Source organism: Rheinheimera nanhaiensis E407-8, assembly GCF_000296695.1.
GTDB lineage: Bacteria > Pseudomonadota > Gammaproteobacteria > Enterobacterales > Alteromonadaceae > Alishewanella > Alishewanella nanhaiensis.
The window spans coordinates 103,789-128,056 of the sequence record NZ_BAFK01000008.1; the positions used below are offsets into that span (position 1 = coordinate 103,789).

Annotated in this window: 19 protein-coding genes; 1 reads left to right on the forward strand and 18 read right to left on the reverse strand. The window is 54.0% G+C overall.

Annotation, left to right across the window (positions count from 1 at the left end; all coding sequences use genetic code 11):
* Positions 1-3 precede the first annotated feature (3 nt).
* The 7 genes from RNAN_RS08610 to RNAN_RS08640 all read right to left on the reverse strand — a co-directional run bounded on the left by RNAN_RS08610 (position 4) and on the right by RNAN_RS08640 (position 10,054).
* Entirely contained in the window at positions 4-2,028 is a 2,025-nt protein-coding gene (locus RNAN_RS08610; RefSeq protein WP_008220813.1) for a glycoside hydrolase family 97 protein, read from the reverse strand.
* A gap of 122 nt (positions 2,029-2,150) precedes the next feature.
* Positions 2,151-3,398, reverse strand: a complete 1,248-nt coding sequence (locus tag RNAN_RS08615) for an RNA polymerase sigma factor (protein ID WP_008220815.1) — start codon at positions 3,396-3,398, stop codon at positions 2,151-2,153.
* A 19-nt stretch (positions 3,399-3,417) separates the two neighbouring features.
* Positions 3,418-3,762 (reverse strand): YciI family protein, encoded by a 345-nt coding sequence (locus tag RNAN_RS08620; protein ID WP_008220817.1) that lies wholly within the window; start codon positions 3,760-3,762, stop codon positions 3,418-3,420.
* 11 nt (positions 3,763-3,773) lie between these two features.
* Positions 3,774-4,211 carry a YybH family protein gene (locus RNAN_RS08625; RefSeq protein ID WP_008220821.1) on the reverse strand — a complete coding sequence of 146 codons (438 nt, stop codon included), beginning with the start codon at positions 4,209-4,211 and terminating at the stop codon, positions 3,774-3,776.
* A gap of 77 nt (positions 4,212-4,288) precedes the next feature.
* Positions 4,289-5,515, reverse strand: a complete 1,227-nt coding sequence (locus RNAN_RS08630; protein ID WP_008220823.1) for a threonine/serine exporter family protein — start codon at positions 5,513-5,515, stop codon at positions 4,289-4,291.
* 226 nt (positions 5,516-5,741) lie between these two features.
* Positions 5,742-8,144, reverse strand: coding sequence for a glycoside hydrolase family 31 protein (locus tag RNAN_RS08635; protein WP_008220825.1), 2,403 nt, complete (start codon positions 8,142-8,144; stop codon positions 5,742-5,744).
* A complete protein-coding gene (locus tag RNAN_RS08640) occupies positions 8,141-10,054 on the reverse strand; it encodes an alpha-amylase family protein (RefSeq protein WP_008220827.1) in 1,914 nt (637 codons plus the stop codon). The genes RNAN_RS08635 and RNAN_RS08640 overlap by 4 nt, the downstream gene beginning before the upstream one ends.
* Positions 10,055-10,239: 185 nt before the next feature.
* Between RNAN_RS08640 and RNAN_RS08645 the strand changes: the two genes are divergently transcribed.
* Entirely contained in the window at positions 10,240-11,919 is a 1,680-nt protein-coding gene (locus RNAN_RS08645) for a methyl-accepting chemotaxis protein (protein ID WP_008220829.1), read from the forward strand.
* Here RNAN_RS08645 and RNAN_RS08650 read toward each other — a convergent pair.
* From RNAN_RS08650 to RNAN_RS08700, 11 genes are all read right to left on the reverse strand, one after another.
* Positions 11,888-12,772, reverse strand: a complete 885-nt coding sequence (locus RNAN_RS08650) for a hypothetical protein (protein ID WP_008220831.1) — start codon at positions 12,770-12,772, stop codon at positions 11,888-11,890. The two genes, RNAN_RS08645 and RNAN_RS08650, sit on opposite strands and share 32 nt — an antisense overlap.
* Before the next feature lie 65 nt (positions 12,773-12,837).
* Positions 12,838-13,752, reverse strand: coding sequence for a DMT family transporter (locus RNAN_RS08655; RefSeq protein WP_008220833.1), 915 nt, complete (start codon positions 13,750-13,752; stop codon positions 12,838-12,840).
* A gap of 57 nt (positions 13,753-13,809) precedes the next feature.
* Complete coding sequence (locus RNAN_RS08660) at positions 13,810-14,307, reverse strand: DUF4442 domain-containing protein (RefSeq protein WP_008220835.1); 498 nt, start codon at positions 14,305-14,307, stop codon at positions 13,810-13,812.
* A 71-nt stretch (positions 14,308-14,378) separates the two neighbouring features.
* The gene (locus RNAN_RS08665; protein WP_008220838.1) at positions 14,379-15,125 is read right to left on the reverse strand and encodes a 3'-5' exonuclease; all 747 of its coding nucleotides are present in this window, start codon (positions 15,123-15,125) and stop codon (positions 14,379-14,381) included.
* A gap of 2 nt (positions 15,126-15,127) precedes the next feature.
* Entirely contained in the window at positions 15,128-16,987 is a 1,860-nt protein-coding gene (locus tag RNAN_RS08670) for a DUF294 nucleotidyltransferase-like domain-containing protein (RefSeq protein ID WP_008220840.1), read from the reverse strand.
* 13 nt (positions 16,988-17,000) lie between these two features.
* On the reverse strand, positions 17,001-18,632 hold the full coding sequence (locus tag RNAN_RS08675; protein WP_008220843.1) for a BCCT family transporter: 1,632 nt from the start codon (positions 18,630-18,632) through the stop codon (positions 17,001-17,003).
* A 33-nt stretch (positions 18,633-18,665) separates the two neighbouring features.
* Positions 18,666-19,955, reverse strand: a complete 1,290-nt coding sequence (locus RNAN_RS08680; RefSeq protein ID WP_008220844.1) for a putative porin — start codon at positions 19,953-19,955, stop codon at positions 18,666-18,668.
* Positions 19,956-20,050: 95 nt separating this feature from the next.
* Entirely contained in the window at positions 20,051-20,935 is an 885-nt protein-coding gene (gene cysM, locus RNAN_RS08685; protein WP_008220845.1) for a cysteine synthase CysM, read from the reverse strand.
* 14 nt (positions 20,936-20,949) lie between these two features.
* The gene (locus RNAN_RS08690) at positions 20,950-21,756 is read right to left on the reverse strand and encodes a transporter substrate-binding domain-containing protein (RefSeq protein ID WP_008220846.1); all 807 of its coding nucleotides are present in this window, start codon (positions 21,754-21,756) and stop codon (positions 20,950-20,952) included.
* Positions 21,757-21,867: 111 nt separating this feature from the next.
* Positions 21,868-22,620: a TrmH family RNA methyltransferase gene (locus tag RNAN_RS08695; protein WP_008220847.1), complete on the reverse strand. Its 753-nt coding sequence runs from the start codon at positions 22,618-22,620 to the stop codon at positions 21,868-21,870.
* Positions 22,617-24,266 carry an amidohydrolase gene (locus RNAN_RS08700; protein ID WP_008220848.1) on the reverse strand — a complete coding sequence of 550 codons (1,650 nt, stop codon included), beginning with the start codon at positions 24,264-24,266 and terminating at the stop codon, positions 22,617-22,619. The genes RNAN_RS08695 and RNAN_RS08700 overlap by 4 nt, the downstream gene beginning before the upstream one ends.
* Positions 24,267-24,268 lie beyond the last annotated feature (2 nt).

Here is a 24,268-nt window from a genome sequence, read left to right on the forward strand (position 1 = left end):
AGTTTATAGTGCCTTAAAACGAATGGCGGTACCGCCACTGCTGGCCAGCGGCAACGTTAAGCTGTCATTGGCGGTGACGCTTTGCTGTTCAATGATGATGTCATACGGCTGAGTGCGCCAGTCGGCGTTTTTACCATCGCGATAAATTTGTGCAGTAAAGCGTTTACCGGCCGGCAAAAAGTCCAGTTTCACCGTTAGCGTGCGCGCTTGCTCGTCGGTTAGCGCGCCTAAGTACCAGTCATTGCTGTGCTTATCCTGGCGGGCAAACACGACAAAATCGCCGACTTCGCCTTGCAGCGCCTGGCTTTGTGCCCAGTCGGTCGGTACATCTTTAATAAACTGAAAGGCTTTGGGGTGGGCGTCGTAATGCTCGGGTAAATCGGCCACCATCTGGATTGGGCTGTACAGCACCACATATAACGCCAGCTCTTTGGCCAGGGTGGTTTGCACGCGGTTTTCCGCATCCAGCCCGTTATAGGCCAGATTAAAGATGCCGGGGGTATAGTCCATCGGGCCGGATAACATGCGGGTAAACGGCAGCATCGCCGTATGCTCCGGCGGGTTGGGTGGCGAGCCCCAGGCGTTGTATTCCTGGCCACGGGCACCTTCGCGGCTGATCCAGTTCGGGTAAGTACGGCGCAGGCCGGTGTCTTTAATTGGCTCATGGGTATTAATGCTGATCTGCCGTTTCGCCGCTTCTGTTACCGAATACAGATAGTGGTTTACCATCAGCTGGCCGTCGTGCCACTCTTTGCGTTCTATACCGTTTTCATCAATGCGGGTAGCCTGGCCGCCGTCGGCGACATAACCGGTTTTAATCTGGCTGACGCCATGTTTGGCATATAAATCGTACGCAGCGGCCATTTGCGCTTCGTAATTGCTAATATGGCCGGAGGTTTCATGGTGGCCGACGAGTTTGACGCCTTTGGTGGCACCGTAAGCGGTAACGGCAGCTAAATCAAAGTCCGGGTAGGGTGTGGTAAAGTTAAATACTTCGCCATTTAAAAACCATTCACCGTCCCAGCCGGTATTCCAGCCTTCTACCAAGACGCCATCAAAGCCATTTTGGGCGGCAAAGTCGATATAGGCTTTGGTATTTGCCGTAGTGGCGCCGTGCTTAGGCCCGCTGCCCCAGGTTTGGCTGCCCAGATGCATGCCCCACCAGATACCGGCGTATTTGCCCGGCTTTACCCAGGACACATCGCCAAGTTTATTGGGCTCGTTCAGGTTTAAAATTAAATCGGAATTTAACAGGCCAACCGCACTGTCGGCAATTTGGATAGTGCGCCATGGCGTGGTAAAGCTGCCGTTGGTTTTCACCCTAATGCCGTCTGACCAGGGCGTTAAGTCACTTTTTAATACGCCATCGCGCTGCTGATCCAGCACCATAGCGGCGAAATCGACCAGTGCCGCTTCATGAATACTTAAATGCACGCCGCTTGGCAGTTTAAAGGTAAAAGGCGTATGGGCGCGGTCAACTTCGTTTAATGCTGTAGTGCGGTACAGCATTTCATAGCGGTTCCAGCCGCGGCCCGGGATCCACCAGGCGGTAGTTTGCTTGCTGTCGCTGAGGCGAAACTCAGTCAGCTCGTCAATAATATCCAGCTTCGCCACGCCCTGCTGTGGTACTTCGTAACGAAAGCCGAGGCCGTCATTAAATAGCTTAAAGCGCAGCGTAAAAGGCGCTTTGCGCTGTGGGTGTTTAAGCGTTACGGTGAGCTCGTTATGCTGATCGACCACGGTTTCGCGCTCGCCCCACGGCTGCTGCCAGCTTTGGTTTACGCTGCTGCGGCTATGCTGAGTAATTTTATAGCCGCTGGCTATTGCAGGTAGCTGCAGAAAACGAAAGCCGAGTTTTGAAGGCGCAATAACCGGCTGGCCATGAAACTGCACCTGATAGGTTAGGTTGCTGTCATCCAGGGTTAGCGCAATATTACCATCGGGTGATGTCACGCTAAGCGTGGCAGCCGACAGTGATAACGAGGTGATAACGGCGAACAATGGGCACAGAGTATAAAACAGGCGCATTAGTATTTCCGGTACAATGACAAAGCTTTACCCTAGAGCATTGCAGCAGTTTGCAGCAAGGTATAGGCGGTTATTGCATACGTATTCAGCCACTGACCTGACCAGTGCAGTGCCGGCCTGAATCAGCTTTGCAGCGCGGCAATTTGCTGCTGTAAAAAGCGCTGTTCCGGCGCCTGTTTGCACAGGCTTAGTGCATATTGATAAGCTTGAAGCGCCTCGCTGTTACGGCCAAGCTGGCGCAGTAAATCCGCTTTGACGGCGTACAGAAAATGATATTGGCTCAACTCGCCTTGTTGTTCCAGCTCACGAATCAGCGCCAAACCGGCGGCCGGGCCGTCACGCATGGCTATGGCTACCGCGCGATTTAGCGCCACCACCGGCGACGGGGCTGCCTGCTGCAATAAAGTGTATAAGCCGCTGATTTCATGCCAGTCGGTGTCGTCTGCCGACACCGCTTCACTATGGATGGCCGCTATCGCAGCCTGCAAGGTATAAGGGCCGATACGGCGGGTGCGTAGCGCCCATTGCACTAATGCACTGCCTTCGCGGATTTCATCCTGCTGCCATAAGCTGCGATCCTGTTGTGGCAGCAATACCAGCTCGCCTTGGGCGGAAATGCGGGCGGCGCGGCGGGCATGCTGCAGCAACATCAGCGCCAGCAAGCCGGCCGTTTCCGCATCGGGCAGCAGTTGCAGCATTAGCCGGCCCAGCCGTATTGCTTCATCACTGAGGCTGATATCCAGCAGCTGCTCGCCCGTCGATGCCGAATAACCTTCATTAAACAGCAGATAGATCACCTGTAACACGTTATCCAGCCGCTGCGGCAGCTCGCCAAGCGGCGGTACTTCGTACGGAATGCGCGCGTCGCGGATTTTACCTTTGGCGCGCACTATGCGCTGCGCTACTGTAGTCGGGCTGGTTAAAAAGGCACTGGCAATTTGCTCGGTAGTCAGGCCGCACACCTCGCGCAGGGTTAATGCCAGCTGCGCATCGGCGGCTAACCCGGGGTGACAGCAGGTAAAGATTAGTCTTAGCTGGTCATCGCTTATCGGCTCAGTGTCCGGCGCCTGCTCCGCGCTTAGCTGCGCTAACAGCTCATCCGGCAATTGGCGTAAACGGGCGGTTTTACGCAGCTGATCGATGGCTTTAAAGCGCCCGGCCGACACCAGCCAGGCAGTTGGGTTGGCCGGCATGCCATCTTTTGGCCATTGTTGCAGCGCGGCATGAAAGGCCTCATGCAGCGCTTCTTCGGCTAAATCAAAATCACCCAGCAGGCGGATCAGCGTGGCCAATACCTTACGCGACTCTTGCTTATATAAGCTGCTAAGCCGGGCCTGTAACTGGCTGTGGTGGGCGGGATTAACCGGCATTGGTGTTTAAACGCCTGGCTCAAACAGCCAACTGACGTACCGGCCGCACTTCAACCGAGCCCACCCGCGCTGCTGGTATGCCGCTGGCAATTTGGATGGCTTCATTTAAGTCGTGTGCTTCTACCAGATAAAAGCCGGCCAGTTGCTCTTTGGTTTCAGCAAAAGGGCCATCGGTAATGCTGACTTTGCCGCTGCGCACCCGGATAGTAGTGGCGGTGCTCACCGGCTGCAGCGCTTCGGCCGCCAGCATCCGGCCACTGCCCTGTACTTTTTCGGCATAGGCCTGGCACTCGCTGTCATGCGGGCTGTCGGGCAGGTTATGCAGGCTGTTTTCGTCGCTGTACACCAGACACAGATATTTCATGCTGCGGCTCCTTAAGGTTGCAGGTTAAACATCGCCTGATTGCTTTCTATATCGAACGGCGCAGAAAAATGCTCATGCACAATTTTCCAGCCATCGGTATCGCGGCGCCAACATTGGGTTGACCGCATCCAGCTGCTTTGCTGTTTGCCGTGGTCATCGGTGCAGCCGCACAGGTTCACACTGTGGCTAAAGGCTAACTGCTCAGTGGCTTCAACTTGCAACTGATGCACCTCAAAGTGCATATCGCCGGGGGCAAATTGCATGCAGTGTTGCCAATGCGCCATATAAGCGGCTTTGCCGTTAAACTGCAGTGCCAGAATAGCATCAAAAGCGCGCACATCTTCGCTGTACAGCGACGCAATCCGCGTCAGATCTTTTTTGCGGACGGCGCTGACATATTGGTTTATCAGATCATGAATTTGTTGTCCGGCTTTGCTGTTATTGCTCATCACTATGCTCCTGTTGGTTGAATAAGCATAGTTAGTCGCATCAGCAGCAGCCAATTCGACAGGCCGCAGTATTTTTTTTACAAACTCTTTTTCGGCGGTAAGGCCACATTGGCAAAAATAAGCCCCGCCACTAATGCCATTAAAATTAAAAAGGTTTGCTGGCCCACCCGGTCTGACACGACAAAATCCTGACCGGAGATCAGCGAGTTTAGCCCGATATAGGTTTTGCTGCCCGGTACCAGCACGATCAGGCCGTGCATGGCGACGATAACGGCCGGCGCGTTAGCCAGCCGGGTAAACAGGTTGCTGTACAGGCCAACGGCAAAGGCGCCTAAAAAGGCGCCGATAGTGGCATCAAATAAGGTGGCGCCGCTAAAGCTGACGCCGTAGGCAATAAAGCCGGCGGCCAGCGACCATAGCGTGTATTTACCGCGGCTTTTAAACAGCACAATCAGCGCACTAACCAGTATACCGACGGCCAGCCAGGCAAAGTGGTGGGAAATAGGTGGCGGTTTGACAAAGTCGACCACGCCAAACAGGGCAAAGCCGATTTCAATGCCTAACAGCGCACCAAAGTACAGCTTAAACAGCAGCATTAACGCATCCATAATGCGGGCATTGCCTGACACCAGGTGCCGGGCCGCCAGCTCGGCAAAGCCGATGGTCAGTGCTAAACCGGGAATAAAGGCAATAATGGCCGACAGCACCGCTAAACGGATATTAATGCCAGGGTCAATGTAAGCACTGATGGCACAAGCAACAATGCCGGCGGCCAGTGCCACTAACGGCTCGAGCATATTGGCGATACGCGGCGAGTAAGCGGCCCATAGCATAAACAGGTATACCACTAACGAGAGCAGCGATGACCACAGCACATCGTTCCAGCTGGTGGCCATTAGCATGGCAAAAGCGCCGCCCGAGGCCATCATAGCAACAGCGGTCGCCAGTTTGCCGTAAGAGCTGGGGCGGGTATCTATGGCGTCCAGCAGCGCATCGGCTTCGTTAATGCTAACCTTGCCCTGCAATACCTGATCAACCAGTTCGTCGGTGCGTGACAGCGCGCCTAAATCCAGATCGCCGGGGTTTACCCGCGAGGCATGGGTATATTCCTGCTCGTGGCCTTCAGTCCACAGCACAAAGGTCATTGAGGTAGGCGAGATAATAAAGGAGCCTTTTAAGCCCAAATGGGTGGTCAGCTCGGCTAAGTGCGCTTCCAGCCGGTACGCTGGTGTGCCGTACTTGTGCAGCATCTTGCCCAGCTTGACGATAAATTTGCGCTTATGGTTAAAATCGGCTGTGTACACTTATGGCATCCTTGGTCAGATAACTTAGTCATTGTAATAGAAAAACTACGCTTAAGAAATTGCAGCAAAGGAACGGCAACAGGTGCAGATTGGTTTACTCTAAGCCAACCGTTGCAGGCCAGGATGGCCGAATCGAGCCTACAAGGACGTATTTACGGCGTGTTGGCGTGGGTAAACCGGTCGGCACCTAACATCGGATGTCCAATTTACCCACGACAATTTTTATCTATTTAATCGTTAGCTGTGTCTTATCCGCCTGCCAATCCAGCTTCACCTTTAGCTGACGGCTGGCTTTATCGTACCAGGCGACATTTTGCATGCGGTTAAACCGCGCTTGCTGCGGCACCAGCTGGATATAACGGCCATCGACGCTGATATGTGAACGTTTAGCGTTCTGGTTATGTACCACCAGGGTCAGCTCACGGCTGGCCGGCATACCTTGATAACTGCCGCTGCGGCGCAGTTCAAATTTCTGCTGGTTATCCTGATTTAAATAGTAGAAATTCAACAGTTCAAACTGGCCTTTAGCGATGGTGTCCGGTGTTTTACCATCGTCCTCAAACATTTCACCTTTGGCGCAGTCTACACTGCTGTCGGCATAGAAATGCAGTGTCAGCTCACGGCTGCTGTAATCGCGGGTATTGGCCATCGGCGCCACCATTGGCACAAAGCTGCCGGCTTTTACCAGCACCGGTATGGTATCAAGGGTTACCGGCACCTCGACTTTGCCGCTGCCGGCATAACGTTTGCCGCTGAAATAATCAAACCAGACGCCGCCCGGCAGCTGCACCGGCCAGCTCTTAACACCTGGCTCGGTAACCGGTGCTACCAAAAAGGCGTCGCCCCACAGGTAGCTGTTGTTTTCATCCATCAGGGCCGGGTTTTGCTGATCCAGCAGAAACAGCGGTCGCATTAACGGCAGGCCGCTTTGGCTGTGCTGATAGGCCAGGCTGTAATTGTATGGCAGTAGCTGATAGCGCAGGTTTAGCCAGGGGCGCAGGGTGTCAATGGTGTCATGATCGTGAAACACCACTTCCGGTGCGATATGCTCCTGCGCATGAGGCCGGTATACCGGCTGAAACACGCCATATTGTAGCCAGCGGATATACAGCTCTTTATCAAACTTTTCACCGCCGGCAAAGCCGCCCAGATCAGAGTGAATATAGCCAAAACCAAACAGGCCCATACTGAGTGCCAGTTCAACCTGTGGTTTCAGGCCGCCCCAGCTGCGGTCAACATCACCGGTCCAGGGCACCATACCAAAGCGCTGGCTACCGGGGGCGCCTGCCCGCATCATAATAAAGGGCCGCTGCTCAGGAAAATCGCGCCGCATACCGCTGTACACCATGTCGGCCCACTGATGGCCAAAGGCATTATGCACTTCGTTGGCCATACCTATAGCATGCACGGTATCGTCCGGGTGTACTTCCGGCTCGCCTAAATCGCCCCAGACACCAGCCACGCCCTGCTCGGCTAAGCCTTTATAGATTTGCCAGAACCAGTCGCGCGCCTTAAGGTTAAATACGTCAATCAGGCCGGTATTACCAAAATAAAAATCGAAGGTTTTTGGCTTACCGTCCAGCCCTGGCGCGATGGCGCCGGCCTCTACCGCTTCCTGCCAGCGTTTGGAGCTGGTCAGTACAAAGGGCTCGGTGACTAAAATGGTATTGATGCCATCGGCTTTAAGATCGGCCAGCATTTTCTCTGGCTGCGGGAAGGCGTTGCTGTCCCAGGCCAGGTTGCCCATATGGCCCTGAATGTCCGGGCCAAACCAGTACAGATCGATCACTAAAGCATCCAGCGGCAGCTGCAAGTCGGCAAAGCGTTTTACCACATCACGCACTTGTGCCTCATTGCGATAGCCAAAGCGCGAGGCGTAGTTACCCAACGTCCAGCGCGCCGGTAGCGGCGGTTTGCCGGTTAAGCTGGTGTAGTTGTCGATAATGGCCGGGTAGTTGTTGCCGGCTACCAGCACATAGCTGCTGCGGCCGCCTTCGGCGCTAAATTGCATCACATCGGCGTTGGTCGCGCCTAAATCGGCTTCACCCTTGGCGCTGTTATCAAACAGCAGTAAATAGTTATTGCTCGACAGCACGGCCGGCAGGCTAAAGTACATCTGGCTCGATGCTGTGCTGTAGCCATAGTGCGCTTTGTTATACAGCGGGAATTTATGGCCGCGCCTGTCCATACCCAGCACGCGCTGGCCACCGCCCAGCAGCTTTTCGCCAGCGGTTAGCGCAAAGCGAAAGCCGTGGTTGCCGTCTTGATTAAAGTAGCCTGGCTGTTCGGCCAGCAGCAGTTTATCGCCGCGATAATAGCTGAGCTGCAACGGCGACTTATTAATGGCCACGCTCAGGCTGGCGCTGCTAATACGTAAGCTATCGTTGTTTTCAGCGACTTGCAGTGTCAGCGGTTGCGGCTGCTGGCTAATGCTAAAAGACGGCAGCTGCTTTACACCGGTGGGCTGATAAAAGGCTTCGACCACATCGTTGCGGTAAAACGTCAGGCTGACTTGGCCGGCATCGGTGTCAATATGCAGCGTATTGCCATCCAGCTGATGCGCCTGGTATTGCGCCGCCGCACTGAAAAAGGCACAGCAGAGGGTAACGAAAGCAAACACTAACTTCATGGTTGCAGCTCCAGAATCACCGAGGCCAGCGGCGCCAGTGTCAGCGCCACGCTACCTTCACCTTTGGTTACCGTTAAGGTATTTTCACCGCCGTTTAGTTTGTCGCTTAGCCGGTATTGGCCATCAGCCAGCTGCCATTGGCTGATAAGGGTGGCGGGTACGGTGAGGTTAAAACTGACCGCGGTTTCGCTATTAAAGTGGCTGACAATCAGCAGCTTTTGCGCATCGTTGTAGCGGGCAAACGCCAGCTGCTGCTCGCTGTAGGCCGTGCCGGCTGCCAGATTAGCGCTGTGCAGCTCAGTGTAAGCACCGAGCAGCGCCGGCGCGCTGGCGCTAAAGCTGAGCAGCTTTTGGTAATAAGCGTGCAGCGCTTTGGCCTCAGCGCTTAGCGCGCCGCCATCAAACTTGCCGCCGTTCATCCATTTTTGATGCTCTGGCACCCCCCAGTAATCAAAGATAGTGGTGCGGCTGGCTTTACCAAAGCCGGCATCCCCTGCGCCTGGCTCACCAACATGCTGGCCAAAATACAGCATGGTAGGCGAGGTGCTGATGGTGGTCGACACTACCATGGCCGGCAGGCCTTTTTTCGCCGCGCCGGCAAACTGTGGCGCAGCAATGCGCTGCTCGTCATGGTTTTCTAAAAAGTGCAGCATATGGTGTTCAATATCGGCCATCCGCTGCTGGGTTTCTACCAGCGCTGAGGTTGGCCCCTTGCCCTGCATCACCAGTTTTAAGCTGTCGTAAAACTCTACCTTGTCGTACAGGTAGTCCATTTTGCCAAGCTTAAGATAGTCGCGGTACAACTGCGGCTGATACACCTCGGCCAGTAAAAAGGCATTGGGGTTAGTGTGTTTAATATGTGAGTTTAAGTAGCTCCAAAACTCGACCGGCACCATCTCGGCCATATCGTAACGAAAGCCATCCACACCTTTGGCCAGCCAGTACTGGGTAATATCGCGGAATTTTAGCCAGGAGTCCGGCACGTCCTTGCCTTGCCAGAAGGCATAATGCGCCGGCCAGTCTTTTTCGGCATAGTCACCGGGCAGGCGGTCAAAATCATAACTGCCGTCTGGCCGCACGCCGTAATTTATTTTTACCGTTTCATACCAGTCATCAAAGGCGGGCTGGGCAGCGCGTGAACCATTACCGGTCCACTTGGCCGGCTTTTCCAAAAACTTACCATCGGCGGCCGGGTGGGCCTCACCACCTAACACCTGATAATCAGCCGGCCACTGCGGCACGCTAAAGGCCTGGCCCGGTACATAGTAAAAGTTGTTATCGCGCGCATATTCGACGCTGGTGTCGTCGTTGGCACCAAAGTCACTGACGCCCGGCGGGTTTGACAGCGACTGATACTGGCGCGCCACATGGTTTGGCACTATGTCGATCAGTACTTTCATGCCGTGTTGGTGCGTACGCGCAATTAAGGCTTCAAATTCGGCCAGCCGGTTGGCCGGGTCCAGCGCTAAATCGGGGTTAACGTTGTAGTAGTCTTTAACTGCATAAGGCGAGCCGGCGCGGCCTTTAATCACATCCGGGTCGTCATGGCTGATGCCGTAGGCGCTGTAATCGCGCACCAGGGCATGGTGCGGTACACCGGTATACCAGATATGGCTGACGCCCATCGCTTTAATGGCGCTAAGGGCTTGTGGCGTAAAGTCAGCAAATTTACCCACCCCGTTTTCTTCTAAGCTGCCCCAGGGTGTATTGGTCGTATTAGTGTTACCAAACAGCCGGGTAAATACCTGGTACACCACCACTTTGCCGTCAGTGGTGGAGGTAGCGGCGCTGCTTGCTGCCGGCTTGGCTGGTGTGGCCGGGGCGGTGTCTTGTGGCTCAGGCGCTTTGCTGCATGCCAGCAGTAAGCTGCCGGCCAGGCTCAGGCTGAATAACGTAATGGCTTTTTGCATGGTCTACCCTGTGATGTTATCGCTTTTATCAGAACCCGAGTGTATTACAGCTGGGCGCAATTGTTTTGCTGCATACGTATGCAATTGCCGGGCACGACTATGGTCGTATCGGGCTTTCTTTTACCGTTAGTTACACTATGCTGTAACGGATCAATACCTTATATCGCCACGCCGGAGTGTACTTTATGCTTAATGTTACGCTGAAAAACAAAATGCTGCTGCTTGCCGTGCTGCCGATGCTTACCGTGGTACTGGCACTGATGCTGCTGGTGTACAGCCAGATGCGCGCCATGGGCGAGGCAGAAATTCAGCAATTTCGCAGTGATATGATGCAGGAAAAACGCACCGCGCTGCAGCACCATGTTGCCATTGCAGTAACGGCGGTTGCGCCATATTTTCAAAGCGCTAACCCTACCGAGCAGCAACTTACTGATGCCAAAGCCGTGATGCGGGCGATGAAGTTCAGCGATGATGGCTATATGTTTGTTTATGACTTACAAGGCGTCAATATAGTGCACGGCTCTAATCAGGCGCTGGAAGGGCGTAACCTCATTGACCTTAAAGATCCCAACGGCGTGCTGCTGATCCGTGAGCTGATTGAGGCCGGTAAAAAAGGCGGCGGCTTTGTCGAATATATGTGGGATGAGAAAACCCGTGGTGGCTTAACGCCCAAGCTGGGTTATGCCACAGCGATGTACAACAACCGCTGGATTTTAGGCTCAGGCTTTTATATCGACGATATAGACCGGCGCGTGGCCGAGCAGCAAACCGAGATTGATGCGCGCATCCGTGACACCCTGCTGATGATTGTTGGCAGTGCGGTGCTGCTGCTGGGGCTGGTGATCGTGCTGGCGCTGTTTGTCGCCGGCTTAGTGATCAAACCGCTGCATAATGCCTCCGCTGCGCTGATTAATATTGGCCAGGGCGAGGGCGATTTAACCCAGCGCTTACAGGTAGATACTGCGGATGAAGTGGGCGAGGTGGCCCGCGGTTTTAATGCCTTTGCACAGAAAATTCAGCAGCTTATCAGCGAAGTAAAACAGGTGGTGACGGCGCTGAGCCATGCCGCCAGCACCATGCAGCAAATTGTGCAGCTAACCGATAATGATGCCAGCACGCAAAAAGCCGAAACCACTCAGGTGGCGGCGGCGGTGTATCAGATGTCGACCGCAGTACAGGAAGTGGCCACCAGTGCCGGTTTAGCCGCCAGCGCGGCGCAGGAAGCCGATAAAGAAGCCGCCGGCGGCCAGCATAGCGTAGCGCAAACCATCAGCTCGATTAATAAACTGGCAGATGAAGTAAATAAAGCCGGTGATACCATTGAGAAACTGGGGGCTAATGCTGATCAGATTGGCTCGGTAGTGAATGTCATCCGCGGCATTGCGGAGCAAACTAACCTGCTGGCGCTAAATGCGGCAATCGAGGCGGCTCGCGCCGGTGAGCAGGGCCGCGGTTTTGCCGTGGTGGCCGATGAAGTGCGCACCCTGGCCACCCGCACCCAGCAAAGTACCAATGAAATTCAGCAGATGATTAACGTGTTTCAGCAAGGCACCCAAGAGGCAGTGCAGGTGATGCAGCGTGGCCGCGAGCAGTCATTGCAAACGGTAGCGCAAGCCGATCAGGCCAGTGAGTCATTGCAAACCATTACCAAATCGGTCAGTACCATTACCCAGATGAATATTCAGATTGCCACAGCGGCCGAGCAGCAAACAGCAGTGGCAGCCGATATCAGCCGCAGTATTCACGAAATTGCCCAGCTGGCCGATCAGGCGGCCAATAATGCCTCTGAGCTGGCCAAATCAACCGGTGAGCTGACCGAGCTGGAGCGGCGGCTTAGTGGGCTGGTATCGCGCTTTCGGGTGTAAGCGGGATAGGCCGCAGTACAAACCAGCGGCCTGCTTGCCACAGCAGATACAACGACAGCAGCGGAAAAATCAGCGTTTGCAGTGCGTATACCACGATAAGCTGAATCAGCTTCTCGACCATGTTGTCAGAGAAGCTTTTCATCGCGGCAAATAAATCATTGGCCTGCGCCGCCATTTGCTTTAGCCAGCTGAGTGAGCCTTGCTCGGTGCTAAGCGCCGGTTGCTCTGTGCGCTGCAATGCCGCAGTTTCCAGCTGTAATGCCGCTTCTGCTGCCTCACGCTGCGGTGTCAGTACCCAGTCAGACAAGCCTGCTACGCCATAGGCCGCCAGCGGTATACCAATACGGATAATCAACAACAGCGCAATAAAGCCGCGCAGCAGATAGCGGCAACTGCGGCGCCAGGATGGCGGGCCAAGTAGCAGCAAGGTTGCTGAGGCTAACATTCCACCGCCAAACAACGGCAACGCCGCCAGTTTGCCAAATTCGAGCAAAAACAACTGTAGGCCAATTGAGGTCATCGCGACCACCATCACATCAGAGTAGCGTACGGCCATATCCTGCAGCGGTTTTAATAACTGGCCGGGTTTAACGCTGGCCACGCCAACCCCCACTTCGGCTTCGGAGACAAAAGCAATGCCGCGGTCGATTAAACGGGCGGTAGCAAAAGAGGCGCTGCTGAGCATTAAGCTGTGTTTTAGTGCGCTGTTGGCCTGCTGATCCAGCGGTGCCAGTAGCGGATTCACGATCCGCTGCTGCACTATTCCGCTATAAATGCCGGCTGCCAGTGTCAGCAGGCACAGCAGCAGGCTGAGCCGGCGCTGGTGGTTACTCAGGTTGGATAAAAACTGCATGCCTGCCTCCGCTTGCGTTATGGCAATCACGTCTTAGGCCAGTATCCGGCAAAAATGTTGCAATGTCAGTTTTTTAGCAAAATCAGTATGGTACCCAGCACAGTAAGGGCAGCGCCCAGCCAGGCGCCCAATGCCGGGCTGCGCTTGTACACCAGCCACAGCAGCGGTAACACCAACACCGGGCTGACAGAGGATAACACCGCCACCATGCCGGCATCGCCGTGTTTAAGCGCCTGCAGGATTAACGTCATGCCCAGCACCATCGACAGCGCGGCGTTGGCAAGCACCAGCAAAAACACTTTCTTGTTCATCGGCAAATAGGCGCGGGCGACTTTAAAACCGAGCATAAAAATCAGCTGATGCAGCACAAAGGCGGTGCTCATCCGCACCGCTGAGGCGGCCACCGCATCAATATCGGTTTCCATTAGCGGCTTGAGCATTAAGGTGGCCAGCGCCTGACACAAAGCGGCTAATAAGCCCAGCGCGACGCCCGATTTAAGCTGGCTCTGGTTGGCTTCCCAGGCGTGCAGTTCGGTTTTGCGCTTGCCAAAAAAGATGGCAATCATTACGCCGCTGATCAGTAAACTGCTGCCGGCCAGTGTCCAGCCCCATTGGGTTTCGCCGAGAAAAAAGTAAGCCAAAACAACGGAAAACACACTGTGGGTGGCAAAGAGTACACCGGCGCGGCGTGGGCCGAGGCGGTTCATGGCGGCAAACAGCGCCGTGTCGCCGATAAAAATACCGATAATACCGGATAGCACCAGCACACCCAGGCTATCGACGGCCAGCGTTGCCCAGCCGCCGCTAACGGCAGCGATTAGCCACAGCATCAGAGCAGCACACAGCATACGCCAGCGGGTAAAGGCAAAGGCCCCCAAATGGGTAGAGGCGGTGGCTGACATCAGACTGCCGCAGGCCCAGCAGGCGGCGGCTAATAAGGCGAGGTATTCGTAAGACAAGGCAAGACAGCAACTGAGCACAAGATGGCGGCATTATACGTCAGCCGCCGGCGGTGCAAGAGATTATTCTGTTCTAAGTTAGCGCTTTTTGGGTATCCAGGCCCAGGTCATTTTAGCGTTTACCGGTTCGATACCGGCGCTGTCGCTAATGCTGACCGCTACCGTGACTTCGCCTTTGTCCTCGTGGTGCATCGCCGCAATTTGCTCGTCGGTGAGTGTGGCTATTGCTGTTAAATCACCGGTTGAGCGTTTTGTATAATCAATCTGCATTTGTTTTAGCAGTGGCAGCTTGTTATCGGGCAGGTGGATGCCGACTAAAAAGCCGGTGGCCGACTCGGCCAGCAAGCCGGTAGCGGCAGCATGCACCGAGCCGATATGGTTTTGCGCCTTTTTACGGTTTTTCAGCCGCAGCACCGAGCGGGTGCCTTTTAATTCCAGCACTTCCACACCGGCGGTACCGGCGAATTTAATCACCCGGCCAAATACTGTACTTAAGGCGAAGGCCTGCAAAAAGCGCGGCAGCTGATAACACTTGTTGACAATACGCTGCAGTTTATTCGGTTTGTGATTTGTCATTGTGGTCTGACCTGTATGGGATTTTGCGCACTATGCCAAGCCAAAGGCATAAAAGCAAGTGGCCGCCGGGTTTAACACCATAGCTGGCTTAGCGGCGTGTCAGCGCAGTAATGCCGGCTTAGCTGAGCGTGTAACAGCTCGGCACAGGCTAAGGCGTCGGTGACGGCATGGTGCGGCCGGTAAGGCGGCAAACCATAGCGCAGGCGACTGTCTGCCAGGCGGATTGACACCGGTTGTTGTCCACGCAATTTTTGCCAGAAACTTAAAGGTTTTCGTCGGTGCATGCGTGCTTCCAGTTGCATGGTGTCTATCAGCGGGAACAACAAGCCGGCACCTAAGCGGGTTTTAACCGCCGCATGCAAAAATGGCCGTTCAATACCATGGTAATGCACTACAGCTACCTTACCGGCCATCTGTTGCAATAACTGCGGTAAAATGTCGGTTAAATCCGGCGCAGCGGCGATATCTGAGTGCGTAATGCGATGCAGCGTGACGGATGCGTCGCTTAAGGCAAAACGTGGTTTTACTAACCATTGCCGCGCCTGAGAGCTGTAAATGGTATGCAGGTTAAACGGCACAGTACCAATACTGACAATACCATTGCTGGCCGGGTCCAGGCCGGTGGTTTCTATATCCAACGCTAAAAGTGGTACGTCTTGTATTGCTGTAGCACTGCTGACCATACCGGCCTGATAAAAATGCTGTAACAACGGCGGCTGGCTGGCGTTTGCCTGCTGCTGATAGTAGCGCTGCCAATCTATCTCTCCAGCAGTTTGCTGCGCCGGCGGTGTTAATGTTGAAGCGCCCAGATACAACATGCTTAGGCCCTGAAGTGAAACTTGGCAAATTTTTGCGCATTGCTCAGCACGGAAAATGCTTCTTTTAAATGCTTGCGCTCAAATTCTGACAAACGCTCCGGTACCAGGTTATTGTCCGGCGTCTCACCGGCGCTAAGCGCCAATGCTTGTTGGCGGATACGGCTCATGGCGATCACTTCAAAGGCATCGCGTAAGTCTTCGCCGCGCCCGGTCGGCAATACTTTCGCGGCAATAATATCGCGCAGTCGCTCGAACGAATTGGTTGCGCCAGAGCCAATCGCCAGTGCGTGTACCCGTATTAAATCGGTCATCGGCGCCGTACCACGGCGTTTAATATTCAGGCTGTTGTTATGGCGGCCATCGTTTTCCATCACAAAGTCTTTAAAAAAGCCAAGGGGCGGCGTGCGTTGCAGTGCATTACGTGTCATACACGCCAGAAACTGAGATTGCTTGCGTGTTGCGCTGATAATTAGTTGATTTAGCTCGTCGGCCCATTGCGTCTGGCCCCAGACGCCGTCCAAATCGAAAAAGATATTGGCGTGTAGCAGGCGCTCAGCACTGGGCTGTGCTATCCAATCGCTAAAATATTGCCGCCATACCTTTAGTGGTTGGCGCCATTTAGGGTTGGTGGCCATTATATCGCCGCTACAATAGCTATAACCGCAGGCGGCCAGCCCATCGCAGACAAAAGCAGCCAGTTGCTGAAAATAGGCATCGTGCAGCGCCGGGTCGAAGTGGTTGTCCAGCACCAAGGCGTTGTCCTGATCGGTAACGATCAGTTGCTCGTCACGCGCCATCGAGCCCAGCGCTAAAAAGCAATACGGCACCGGTGGCGGGCCAAGTTGCTGCTCGGCCAGCTCCAGCAAGCGTTGCTTAAAGCTGCGGCCAATGGCGGCCATAGCGCTGCCTATCATCTGTGAGTTGGCATCTTCGTTCACCATCCGCACAAAGCAGGCTTTAACATCTTTGCTAAGGGCACTGAGCTCTGCTACCGACTGCTGGCGGAAAATACTGCTCACGACAAACAGACTGTTTTGCGATTCATAACGGATAATATCGGACAGCGCCAGCACGCCGACCGGCGTTGCCTGTTGCACTACCGGCAAATGATGCACATTGTGGCGTAGCATCAGCATCATGGCTTCAAACAGATATTGTTGGGCATTAATGGTTACCGGGTTGGCCGTCATAATAGTGCTGACACAGGTTTCTGATTTTAACCCAGGCGCCACCAGCCGTGAGCGGATATCTCGGTCGGTAATAATGCCAGCCAGCTTACCCTGCTCTGTGTCATCGTCATGCAGAATAAGCAGGCAGGATACGCCGTGCTCTGTCATGATTTGTGCCGCCTGCCACACAGTAGCACTGGCGGGTAGACACACCGGCTGGCGCTGCAGCAGGCTGCTGATTTGTGCGCTGTGCAAATCCGTTTCGGTTTGTCTGGCGGCTTTGGTGGATTTGCGCCGCTCGCTGTCGCCCACTTCGACGTAATCGGCAAAAAATTCATTGCCGTCAAATAGCTGCTGAAAATCCGCCGCCGGGATCAGGTAAATTAGCGTGTCTTCCAGCGCACAGGCCGGGAAGCGTACCTTGCCGCCGCGCAGCAGGCCTTGTTCGCCAAAAATGCCGCCTTCGCTTAAGCGGTTATATAAGTCACCGTTACGGCGAAAGGTTTCCACAGCGCCACTGCGGATCAAATATAAGCTATTGAGCGGCTCGTTAAAGCGCAGGATGTCACTGCCTGCTTTAAAGTAAGCCACATCAATACATCGCGCCAGCCTGAGCTGTTCGGGTTCTTCCAGCTGCGCAAACGGTGGGTGCCGCTTTAAGAACTCGAGAATTTCAATTTGCTCAATTTCCATTATTGCATTCCGCTTATACCGCGCGCGGTTCAGTCATCAGGCCTTTAACTACCGCGATACAAGAAGCTAGCAGCACCAGACTAAACGGAAAACCGGTAGACACCGCCATGGCTTGCAACGCCACCAGGCCGCCACCGAGAATAAGCGCAATGGCGACCAGACCTTCGAAGGTACACCAGAATACCCGTTGCGGTGTCGGAGCATTCACTTTACCACCGGCGGCAATGGTATCAATCACCAGTGAACCGGAGTCAGAGGAGGTAACAAAAAACACCACTACCAGGATGATAGCGATAAATGAGGTCAGTTGCGCCCAGGGCAGAGCATCAAGCATACTAAACAGCTGCAGTGGCAAAGCAGCATTGGTGGCAGCCTCATAGCCTTGCTGTACTAGCTGGCTGATGGCGGTGCCGCCAAATACTGTCATCCACAGCACACAGGCCAGTGATGGGATCAGCAATACCGAGATTAAAAATTCACGTACCGTGCGCCCGCGTGATACCCGTGCGATAAACATACCGACAAAAGGTGACCAGCTAATCCACCAGGCCCAATAAAACGCGGTCCAGCCCTGAGCAAAATTAGCATCTTCCCGCCCCAATGGGTTGGCCAGCGCTGGCAGATGTTGCAGATAAGCGGCCAGATTGGCGGCAAAGCCAGTAGCAATGGCCAGTGTAGGCCCGACAATAATGACAAACAACAACAGCAAGGCAGCCAGCAGCATATTAATTTCGGACAAACGTTTTACCCCAGCTTCCAGCCCGGCAACCACAGACACCAGCGCGATTAGGGTAATGCCAATCACCAGTAAGATTTGGGTTGTTAGCCCTTCGGGCAGGTCAAACAGGTAGTGCAAGCCAGCCGCGGCCTGCGAGGCACCCAGGCCTAAAGATGTCGCCAGACCGAACAACGTGGCAAAGACGGCAAGGATATCGATAATATGGCCAGGCCAGCCCCAGACCTGCTCACCGAGCAGCGGATAAAACACTGAGCGGATGGTCAGCGGTAAGCCTTTGTTAAAGGAAAACAGCGCCAAACCCAGCGCCAGAATGGCGTAAATCGCCCATGGATGCAGCGCCCAGTGATAAATGGTCGCGGCCATTGCCAGCCGCTCAGCTGCTGCGGCATCACCGGCGGCGCCGGCCAGTGGCGCCCAGTCGGTGCGTACACCGTCAGCAAGCGAGGTGCCGCCAAAGGCGCTGGCAAAATGCGATAACGGCTCAGATACACCATAAAACATCAGGCCAATGCCCATGCCGGCGGCAAACAACATTGAAAACCAGCCAGCATAGCTAAAATCGGGGGTGGCTTCGGTACCGCCCAGTCGTACTCTGCCCAGTGGCGATATAATCAGCGCCAGGCACAAGATTACAAACACATTGGCAGCTGAGATAAAGTACCAGTCGAGTTTTGAGGTAAGCCAGGCACGCATACTGCTAAATACCGGTTCTGCCTGCTGCTGGAAGCTGACGGTAAGTGCCACAAACAGAATGACGACTATGGCGGAGATTAAAAACACCCGGTTATGAATATCCAAACCAAAGGGGCCGACCTTAACTAAAATATTGTCCTGACCAATCTGATAATCGGTGTCTATTGGGTTAACTTTGCCATCTGGGATCATTGGATCTTTATCCGCGCTCATCTTGTTATCCTTATTTTGTTGGCCAAGCCGGCGTTAGAAGTAGTAACCAATGTTAATGTTGAAGCGACGCTCTGTATCGTCGCTGTCCCCAACCGCGCTGCCGCCGACGAAAGGCTGGTTTTTCGCATGCACTAGATCAAAATAGGTAAAGAGGCCGCCGGCGGCCACGGAAAAGCCGGTCACGTTCATCATGGTATCGCGGCTATTATCAGACTTGTTGTATATCAAACCATAGTTGTTATAAAACTGCAGGCCGCTTACTGGCCCCCAACTCAGCGGCAGGCTATAGGCCAGGTTCACCGTACTGGTTTTCGCTTTAGCGGCAATAGAATCGTAAAAGGCATAGGCGCCCACTGCCATGCGGTCAACATCATCAATATCGTAATGGTATTCACCATGCTGCAGCTGTAGGTTCCAGCGCTGATAATGGCTGTTTACGTGCAGTGCCCAGGCGTGGTAACTGCCGGCCCGGTGCTGGCCATCATGCAGGCCACCGGCCAGCGCGGAGAGCCCAAGCTCAGTGGTAAAATCCTTGCTGTGTTCAAGCTGATAAGCAAAGCGGCCGGCAAAGGTATTGTATTCGCCCAGCGGTTGGGCCGGCTCATCGTAAATGCCGTCATCGCCCTGGCGGTAGCCGACTATATCGTACGAGTAGCGATCGGCGCGGCTGCTGACATAACCATCTACACCACCCAGTTCATCGTTTTTAAAAAAGCCTAAGTCTAGTTGCCAGTTGTCGGCCAGTTGGCGTTTGAACAGCAGGCCTAAGTCATGATCATCTTCCAGGCCGAGGTAATAGTTGGTACTGAAGAAGTAGTTATGTGAATTGTACGGCCAGTTACCAAAGGGCACCTGAGTAATGCCGGCCTGTACCTGCCAGTCTTCTGTTAGCTGATAGCCAACGTAGGCGTATTTTACCGCGGTCATATAATCAAAAAAGCGGATCTCGGCATTTAGCAGTACATCACCGATACTGCCGTTTAAATTCAAGCGGAAAATATCAAAGGCAAAGTCGCCGCCACGGTTTTTATTGCCGTCGCTGTACGACGTATGGCTGTAATTAGTGCGGATAGCGCCGCCTAAGCGGATACCATCTTCAGTTTTGTCAGCCTTATCGGCGCTGCCTGCCTCACTGTAAGGCTTTGCTGCAGGCGCTTGTTTGGCGACTACTGTTTCCTGCTCAGCCAGCCGTTGCTCCAGCGCCGCAATTTGCGCTTTCAGCGCCGCCAATTGTTGTTTAATGTCGTCGGTTTCAGTGGCATGGGCAGAAAGATGGCATAGCCCAACGGCAGCGATCAGACTGATACTGCGAAGTGAGAGCATAGTAAATCCTTATTTTGTATCAGATTTAAAGCAGAAGGGCTATAAAGGATAGCGCAATCTGGCGCTAAGGCCAAATTACGCAGGCAAGCAGAGGTTTAATAAATACCGGAGGACAGGTAACGATCGCCACGGTCACAGATGATCGCCACAATGACGGCGTTATCATGCTGCTCAGCCAGTTTTATTGCTGCATGCACGGCACCGCCGGAGCTGACACCGGCAAAAATGCCTTCTTCCCGGGCTAAACGGCGCATAGCCGTTAGGGCGTCATCCTGCGTAATATCCATGATCTGATCAACCCGGCTTTTATCAAAGAAGCCTGGCAGGTAAGCTTCGGGCCAGCGACGGATGCCGGGAATGCTGGCACCTTCAGCCGGTTGCAGGCCAATAATCTGGATCGCCGGGTTTTGCTCTTTCAGGTAACGCGACACGCCCATAATGGTGCCGGTGGTGCCCATGCTGCTAACAAAATGGGTAACCTGCTGCTGGCTTTGCTGCCAGATCTCCGGCCCGGTGCTGGCATAATGCGCCGCCGGGTTATCCGGGTTGTTAAACTGGTCCAGCACTATGCCTTTGCCGTCGGCTTGCATGGCAAGCGCCAAATCACGCGCACCTTCCATACCTTGCTCTTTGCTGACCAGTATCAGCTCAGCGCCATAAGCGCGCATGCCGCTTTTACGCTCTTCGGTAGCGTTATCCGGCATAATCAGTGTCATTTTGTAGCCTTTAATCGCCGCCGCCATCGCCAGCGCAATGCCGGTATTGCCGCTGGTGGCTTCAATTATGCGATCGCCGGGCTTAATGGTGCCGCGCCACTCGGCCTGCACTATCATATTCAGCGCCGGCCGGTCTTTTACTGAACCCGCCGGGTTATCGCCTTCCAGCTTTAACAGCACAGTACTGTTGGTATGGGCGGCCATGCGCTGCAGCTTAACGAGGCGTGTCTGGCCGATGAGTTGATCAATAGAGCAAAATGACATCTGAGTTTCCGTGGTTAGTGCTTTAATCCGGGTTGGCATAAATCCAGTGGTTGTTTTGGTAACTCAGGGTTAACCTGGCTTTGTAATGCCAACTGGCTAAGATGGCGATCAAATTCGGTTAGCAGGCTGGCATCTGGGTGATTAATATTCACAGCCAAATGCAAGGTTTTTAGCTCATATTCTGCCGTGTTAAAGTTGAGTTGATGCTTAAACGGCTTTAATTCGTCTTCTGTCGTTAACAGGTGTTGCATCACATCATAGTCAATAACGGCAGCATCAAGCCGCTGGTGTGCCAGCCGTAACAAATTTTGCTTATCAGTTAAGCTGGTTTCGACATTCAGCCGACGGTCTCTTATCATCTGGTCTATCGTCGTAGTGTTAACATAGTCTTGCACTACACCCAGCCGGTAATGTTGTAAATCTGCACTGGAGTTTATCTGCAGCGGCGCTGCGGTGTGCTCCGCCAGGCCAACATGGCTGTAGCCAATACATCCTGATAGTTTTACCTCATCGTGCTGTAACGGGTACTCAGGAAAATAGGCCAGATATTGCGGAGCGCGGCCAGTTGTTTGTTTTACTGCACGTGACCATGGCAAAAAATCTATGACCACCTGGTACCCCATCTGATGAAAGATTCGTTTTACCAATACAGCAGTACGGCCACCGTCAAGCAGCTCTTGCCCGGTAAAAGGTGGCCATTCCAGCGATGCCAGATAGATGACACCTGGTTCTTTTACCGGCAAAGGCGCAGCCTTTGCTGTTACCAGGAACGATAATGTTAACCATGCCAGGCTTAAGGTCAGAACAGCATTATTAGACATTACAGCTTCTCAATTCTGTTCGCAGCCGTATACTGCACTTTAACACTTGCTAATACTAAGCATGGTTAACAAATGCAATAATGCAAACTATTTCCCAATAGTACACCAAACTCAGCTTGCCGCACTTAGCCGCTGCAGGTTGTCGCAGATCACAGCCGCCGCGATGCCGACATTGAGTGATTCCGCTTCGCCAAAAGCAGGAATGGTAATTTTGCGGCTTATTACGCTTTCTAACTCTGCACTAATGCCATTGGCTTCATTACCCAGCACAATAAAGCCGCCTTGCTGGTGCAATGTCAGACTGTGCACCGACTCACCCCCCAGATAAGCACCGTATACCGGCAGTGCGGCTTGTGCCAGCAGCGGCTGTAGCGGCTGATAATGCAGCTGCACCCGCAAAAACGAGCCTTTGGCGGCGGCAATCACCTTGGGGTTGTAGCAGTCGGCGGTATCCGGTGAGCAGACAATATGTTTGATACCGTACCAGTCGGCGATGCGGATAATAGTGCCCAGGTTGCCGGGGTCGTTAATTTGATCCAGCACCAATACAAAGCCGTGATTATGCGGCACAAAATCACTCTGTGCCGGCATTTTTACCACTGCCAGCGCGGCGTCGTTGCTGCTAAAGGTGCCTACTTTTACCAGTTCATCGGGGCTGCATTGTTGCACCAATGCGGCAGCGGTTAGTTGCTGCGGGTAGCGTTGTAAAAAGCTTTCGGTGGCAAATACGGCCTCAACTTGCCAGGGGGACGCCAACAGTTCCAGCACCGCCTTTTCGCCTTCGACAAAAAACAGCTGCTCGGCTTTGCGGTACTTTTTCTGCTGCAAGGAGCGGATCAGCTTGCTCCACTTTTGGCTGATCATTTCGCAAATACCTGCTTACCATGCACGAAGGTTTGCTCTACCTCTACCCGCCATAGCTGCTCAGACGGAATCTGGTAAATATCACGGTCGATAATAATAAAATCGGCCCAACTGCCGGGTGCCAGGGTACCCATGCTGTCTTCCTGAAAGGCGCCGTAAGCGGCATCGACGGTAAAGGAGCGCAGCGCTTCAGTTAAGCTGAGCTTTTGCTCGGGCAGCCAGCCACCCACCGGCTGGTTGTCCTGGCTTTGGCGGGTGACCGAGGCATGAATGCCATGAAAGGCGTTGGCCAGTTCGACCGGAAAGTCGGAGCCGCCAACAATAATGCTGCCCTGATCAATAAAGCTGCGCCAGGCGTAAGCGCCACGCAAGCGTGCCACTCCTAAGCGGTCGCCGGCCATATTTTTATCTGAGGTGGCGTGCACTGCCTGCATCGCCGGTAATACCTGTAATTTGGCAAAACGCGGTATATCTTTTGGCGACACAATTTGTGCGTGCTCTATACGGTGGCGGCTGGCGGCGCGTTTATCTTCCGGCACCAGTTGCTCAAAGCGGTCCAGCACCAAACGGTTGGCTAAATCACCAATGGCATGCACATTGGTTTGAAAACCCGCCGCTATCGTCATTTGCATAATTTGCGTCAGTTTGTCCGGCTCTGTTACCAACAAACCTTTTTGTTCAGGCTTATCGCTGTATGGCTCGATTAACGCAGCGCCACGGCTACCCAGGGCGCCATCGCCATAAATTTTGACTGAGCGGATATCCAGATAATCTGTCGGATCGTCAATAATGCCGGCTTCCAGCCATAGTGGCAGCTGTGGGTCACGTGCCGACAGCATAGGGTAAATCCGCATCGGCAGTTTTTGCTCGCCGGCCAGTTGCTGATACAACTTAACGGTATCGCTATCGACACCGGCGTCATGCACGCTGGTAATACCCAGTGCCAGTAAGTGGTCAAAGGCAGCATTAAGGGCGCGTACTTTGGCGGCATTATCCGGTGTGGGGATATGTTGCTCTACCAGCAGCATGGCATTGTCAATTAACACGCCGGTGGGGTTGCCGTTGGCATCGCGCACTATTTCACCGCCCGGCGGATCTATGCTGTCTTTGCTAATGCCAGCCAGCGCCAGCGCTTTGCTGTTGGCCCAGCCAGCGTGCGCATCTATCCGCTCCAGATAAACCGGTTTGTCGCTAATGGCTTCATCCAGGCTGGCGCTACTGGGAAAGGCATTGCTCGGCCATAATACCTGGTTCCAGCCGCGGCCAACAATCCAGGGCGCGTCTTGGTTGGCCTGTGCGAACGCGGCGACCCGTGCTACCGCTTCCTGTTCACTTTGGCTGCCGCGCAGCTCTACCTGCGCCAGGTTCTGGCCCAGCCCCAGCACATGGCCGTGGCCATCGATTAAGCCGGGTAACAGCGTTTTGCCGCCGCCATTAAGCTGGCGGGCATCCTTGTACTTGGCCAGCAGGCTGTTATCCCCCCTTGCCAGCACCTTACCGCTCTGTTCATCAAACACTAACACACTAAACTGCTGCAACTGGCGCTGGCTGTTAAAACCATAACCCTTGATATCAGACACCACCACAGGGGCGGCAGTTAAACCGGAGCTGAAGATGGCACACGCCAGGCAGGCAAGACGAAACATAA

Bases quoted from the DNA above. Each gene is read 5' to 3' on its own strand.
- RNAN_RS08660 (WP_008220835.1), bottom strand. From the start codon at position 14,307: ATGACAAATCACAAACCGAATAAACTGCAGCGTATTGTCAACAAGTGT.
- RNAN_RS08695 (WP_008220847.1), bottom strand. From the start codon at position 22,620: ATGATCAGCCAAAAGTGGAGCAAGCTGATCCGCTCCTTGCAGCAGAAA.
- RNAN_RS08620 (WP_008220817.1), bottom strand. From the start codon at position 3,762: ATGAAATATCTGTGTCTGGTGTACAGCGACGAAAACAGCCTGCATAAC.
- RNAN_RS08690 (WP_008220846.1), bottom strand. From the start codon at position 21,756: ATGTCTAATAATGCTGTTCTGACCTTAAGCCTGGCATGGTTAACATTA.
- cysM (WP_008220845.1), bottom strand. From the start codon at position 20,935: ATGTCATTTTGCTCTATTGATCAACTCATCGGCCAGACACGCCTCGTT.
- RNAN_RS08675 (WP_008220843.1), bottom strand. From the start codon at position 18,632: ATGAGCGCGGATAAAGATCCAATGATCCCAGATGGCAAAGTTAACCCA.
- RNAN_RS08610 (WP_008220813.1), bottom strand. From the start codon at position 2,028: ATGCGCCTGTTTTATACTCTGTGCCCATTGTTCGCCGTTATCACCTCG.
- RNAN_RS08700 (WP_008220848.1), bottom strand. From the start codon at position 24,266: ATGTTTCGTCTTGCCTGCCTGGCGTGTGCCATCTTCAGCTCCGGTTTA.
- RNAN_RS08635 (WP_008220825.1), bottom strand. From the start codon at position 8,144: ATGAAGTTAGTGTTTGCTTTCGTTACCCTCTGCTGTGCCTTTTTCAGT.
- RNAN_RS08645 (WP_008220829.1), top strand. From the start codon at position 10,240: ATGCTTAATGTTACGCTGAAAAACAAAATGCTGCTGCTTGCCGTGCTG.
- RNAN_RS08615 (WP_008220815.1), bottom strand. From the start codon at position 3,398: ATGCCGGTTAATCCCGCCCACCACAGCCAGTTACAGGCCCGGCTTAGC.
- RNAN_RS08625 (WP_008220821.1), bottom strand. From the start codon at position 4,211: ATGAGCAATAACAGCAAAGCCGGACAACAAATTCATGATCTGATAAAC.
- RNAN_RS08665 (WP_008220838.1), bottom strand. From the start codon at position 15,125: ATGTTGTATCTGGGCGCTTCAACATTAACACCGCCGGCGCAGCAAACT.
- RNAN_RS08680 (WP_008220844.1), bottom strand. From the start codon at position 19,955: ATGCTCTCACTTCGCAGTATCAGTCTGATCGCTGCCGTTGGGCTATGC.
- RNAN_RS08640 (WP_008220827.1), bottom strand. From the start codon at position 10,054: ATGCAAAAAGCCATTACGTTATTCAGCCTGAGCCTGGCCGGCAGCTTA.
- RNAN_RS08650 (WP_008220831.1), bottom strand. From the start codon at position 12,772: ATGCAGTTTTTATCCAACCTGAGTAACCACCAGCGCCGGCTCAGCCTG.
- RNAN_RS08670 (WP_008220840.1), bottom strand. From the start codon at position 16,987: ATGGAAATTGAGCAAATTGAAATTCTCGAGTTCTTAAAGCGGCACCCA.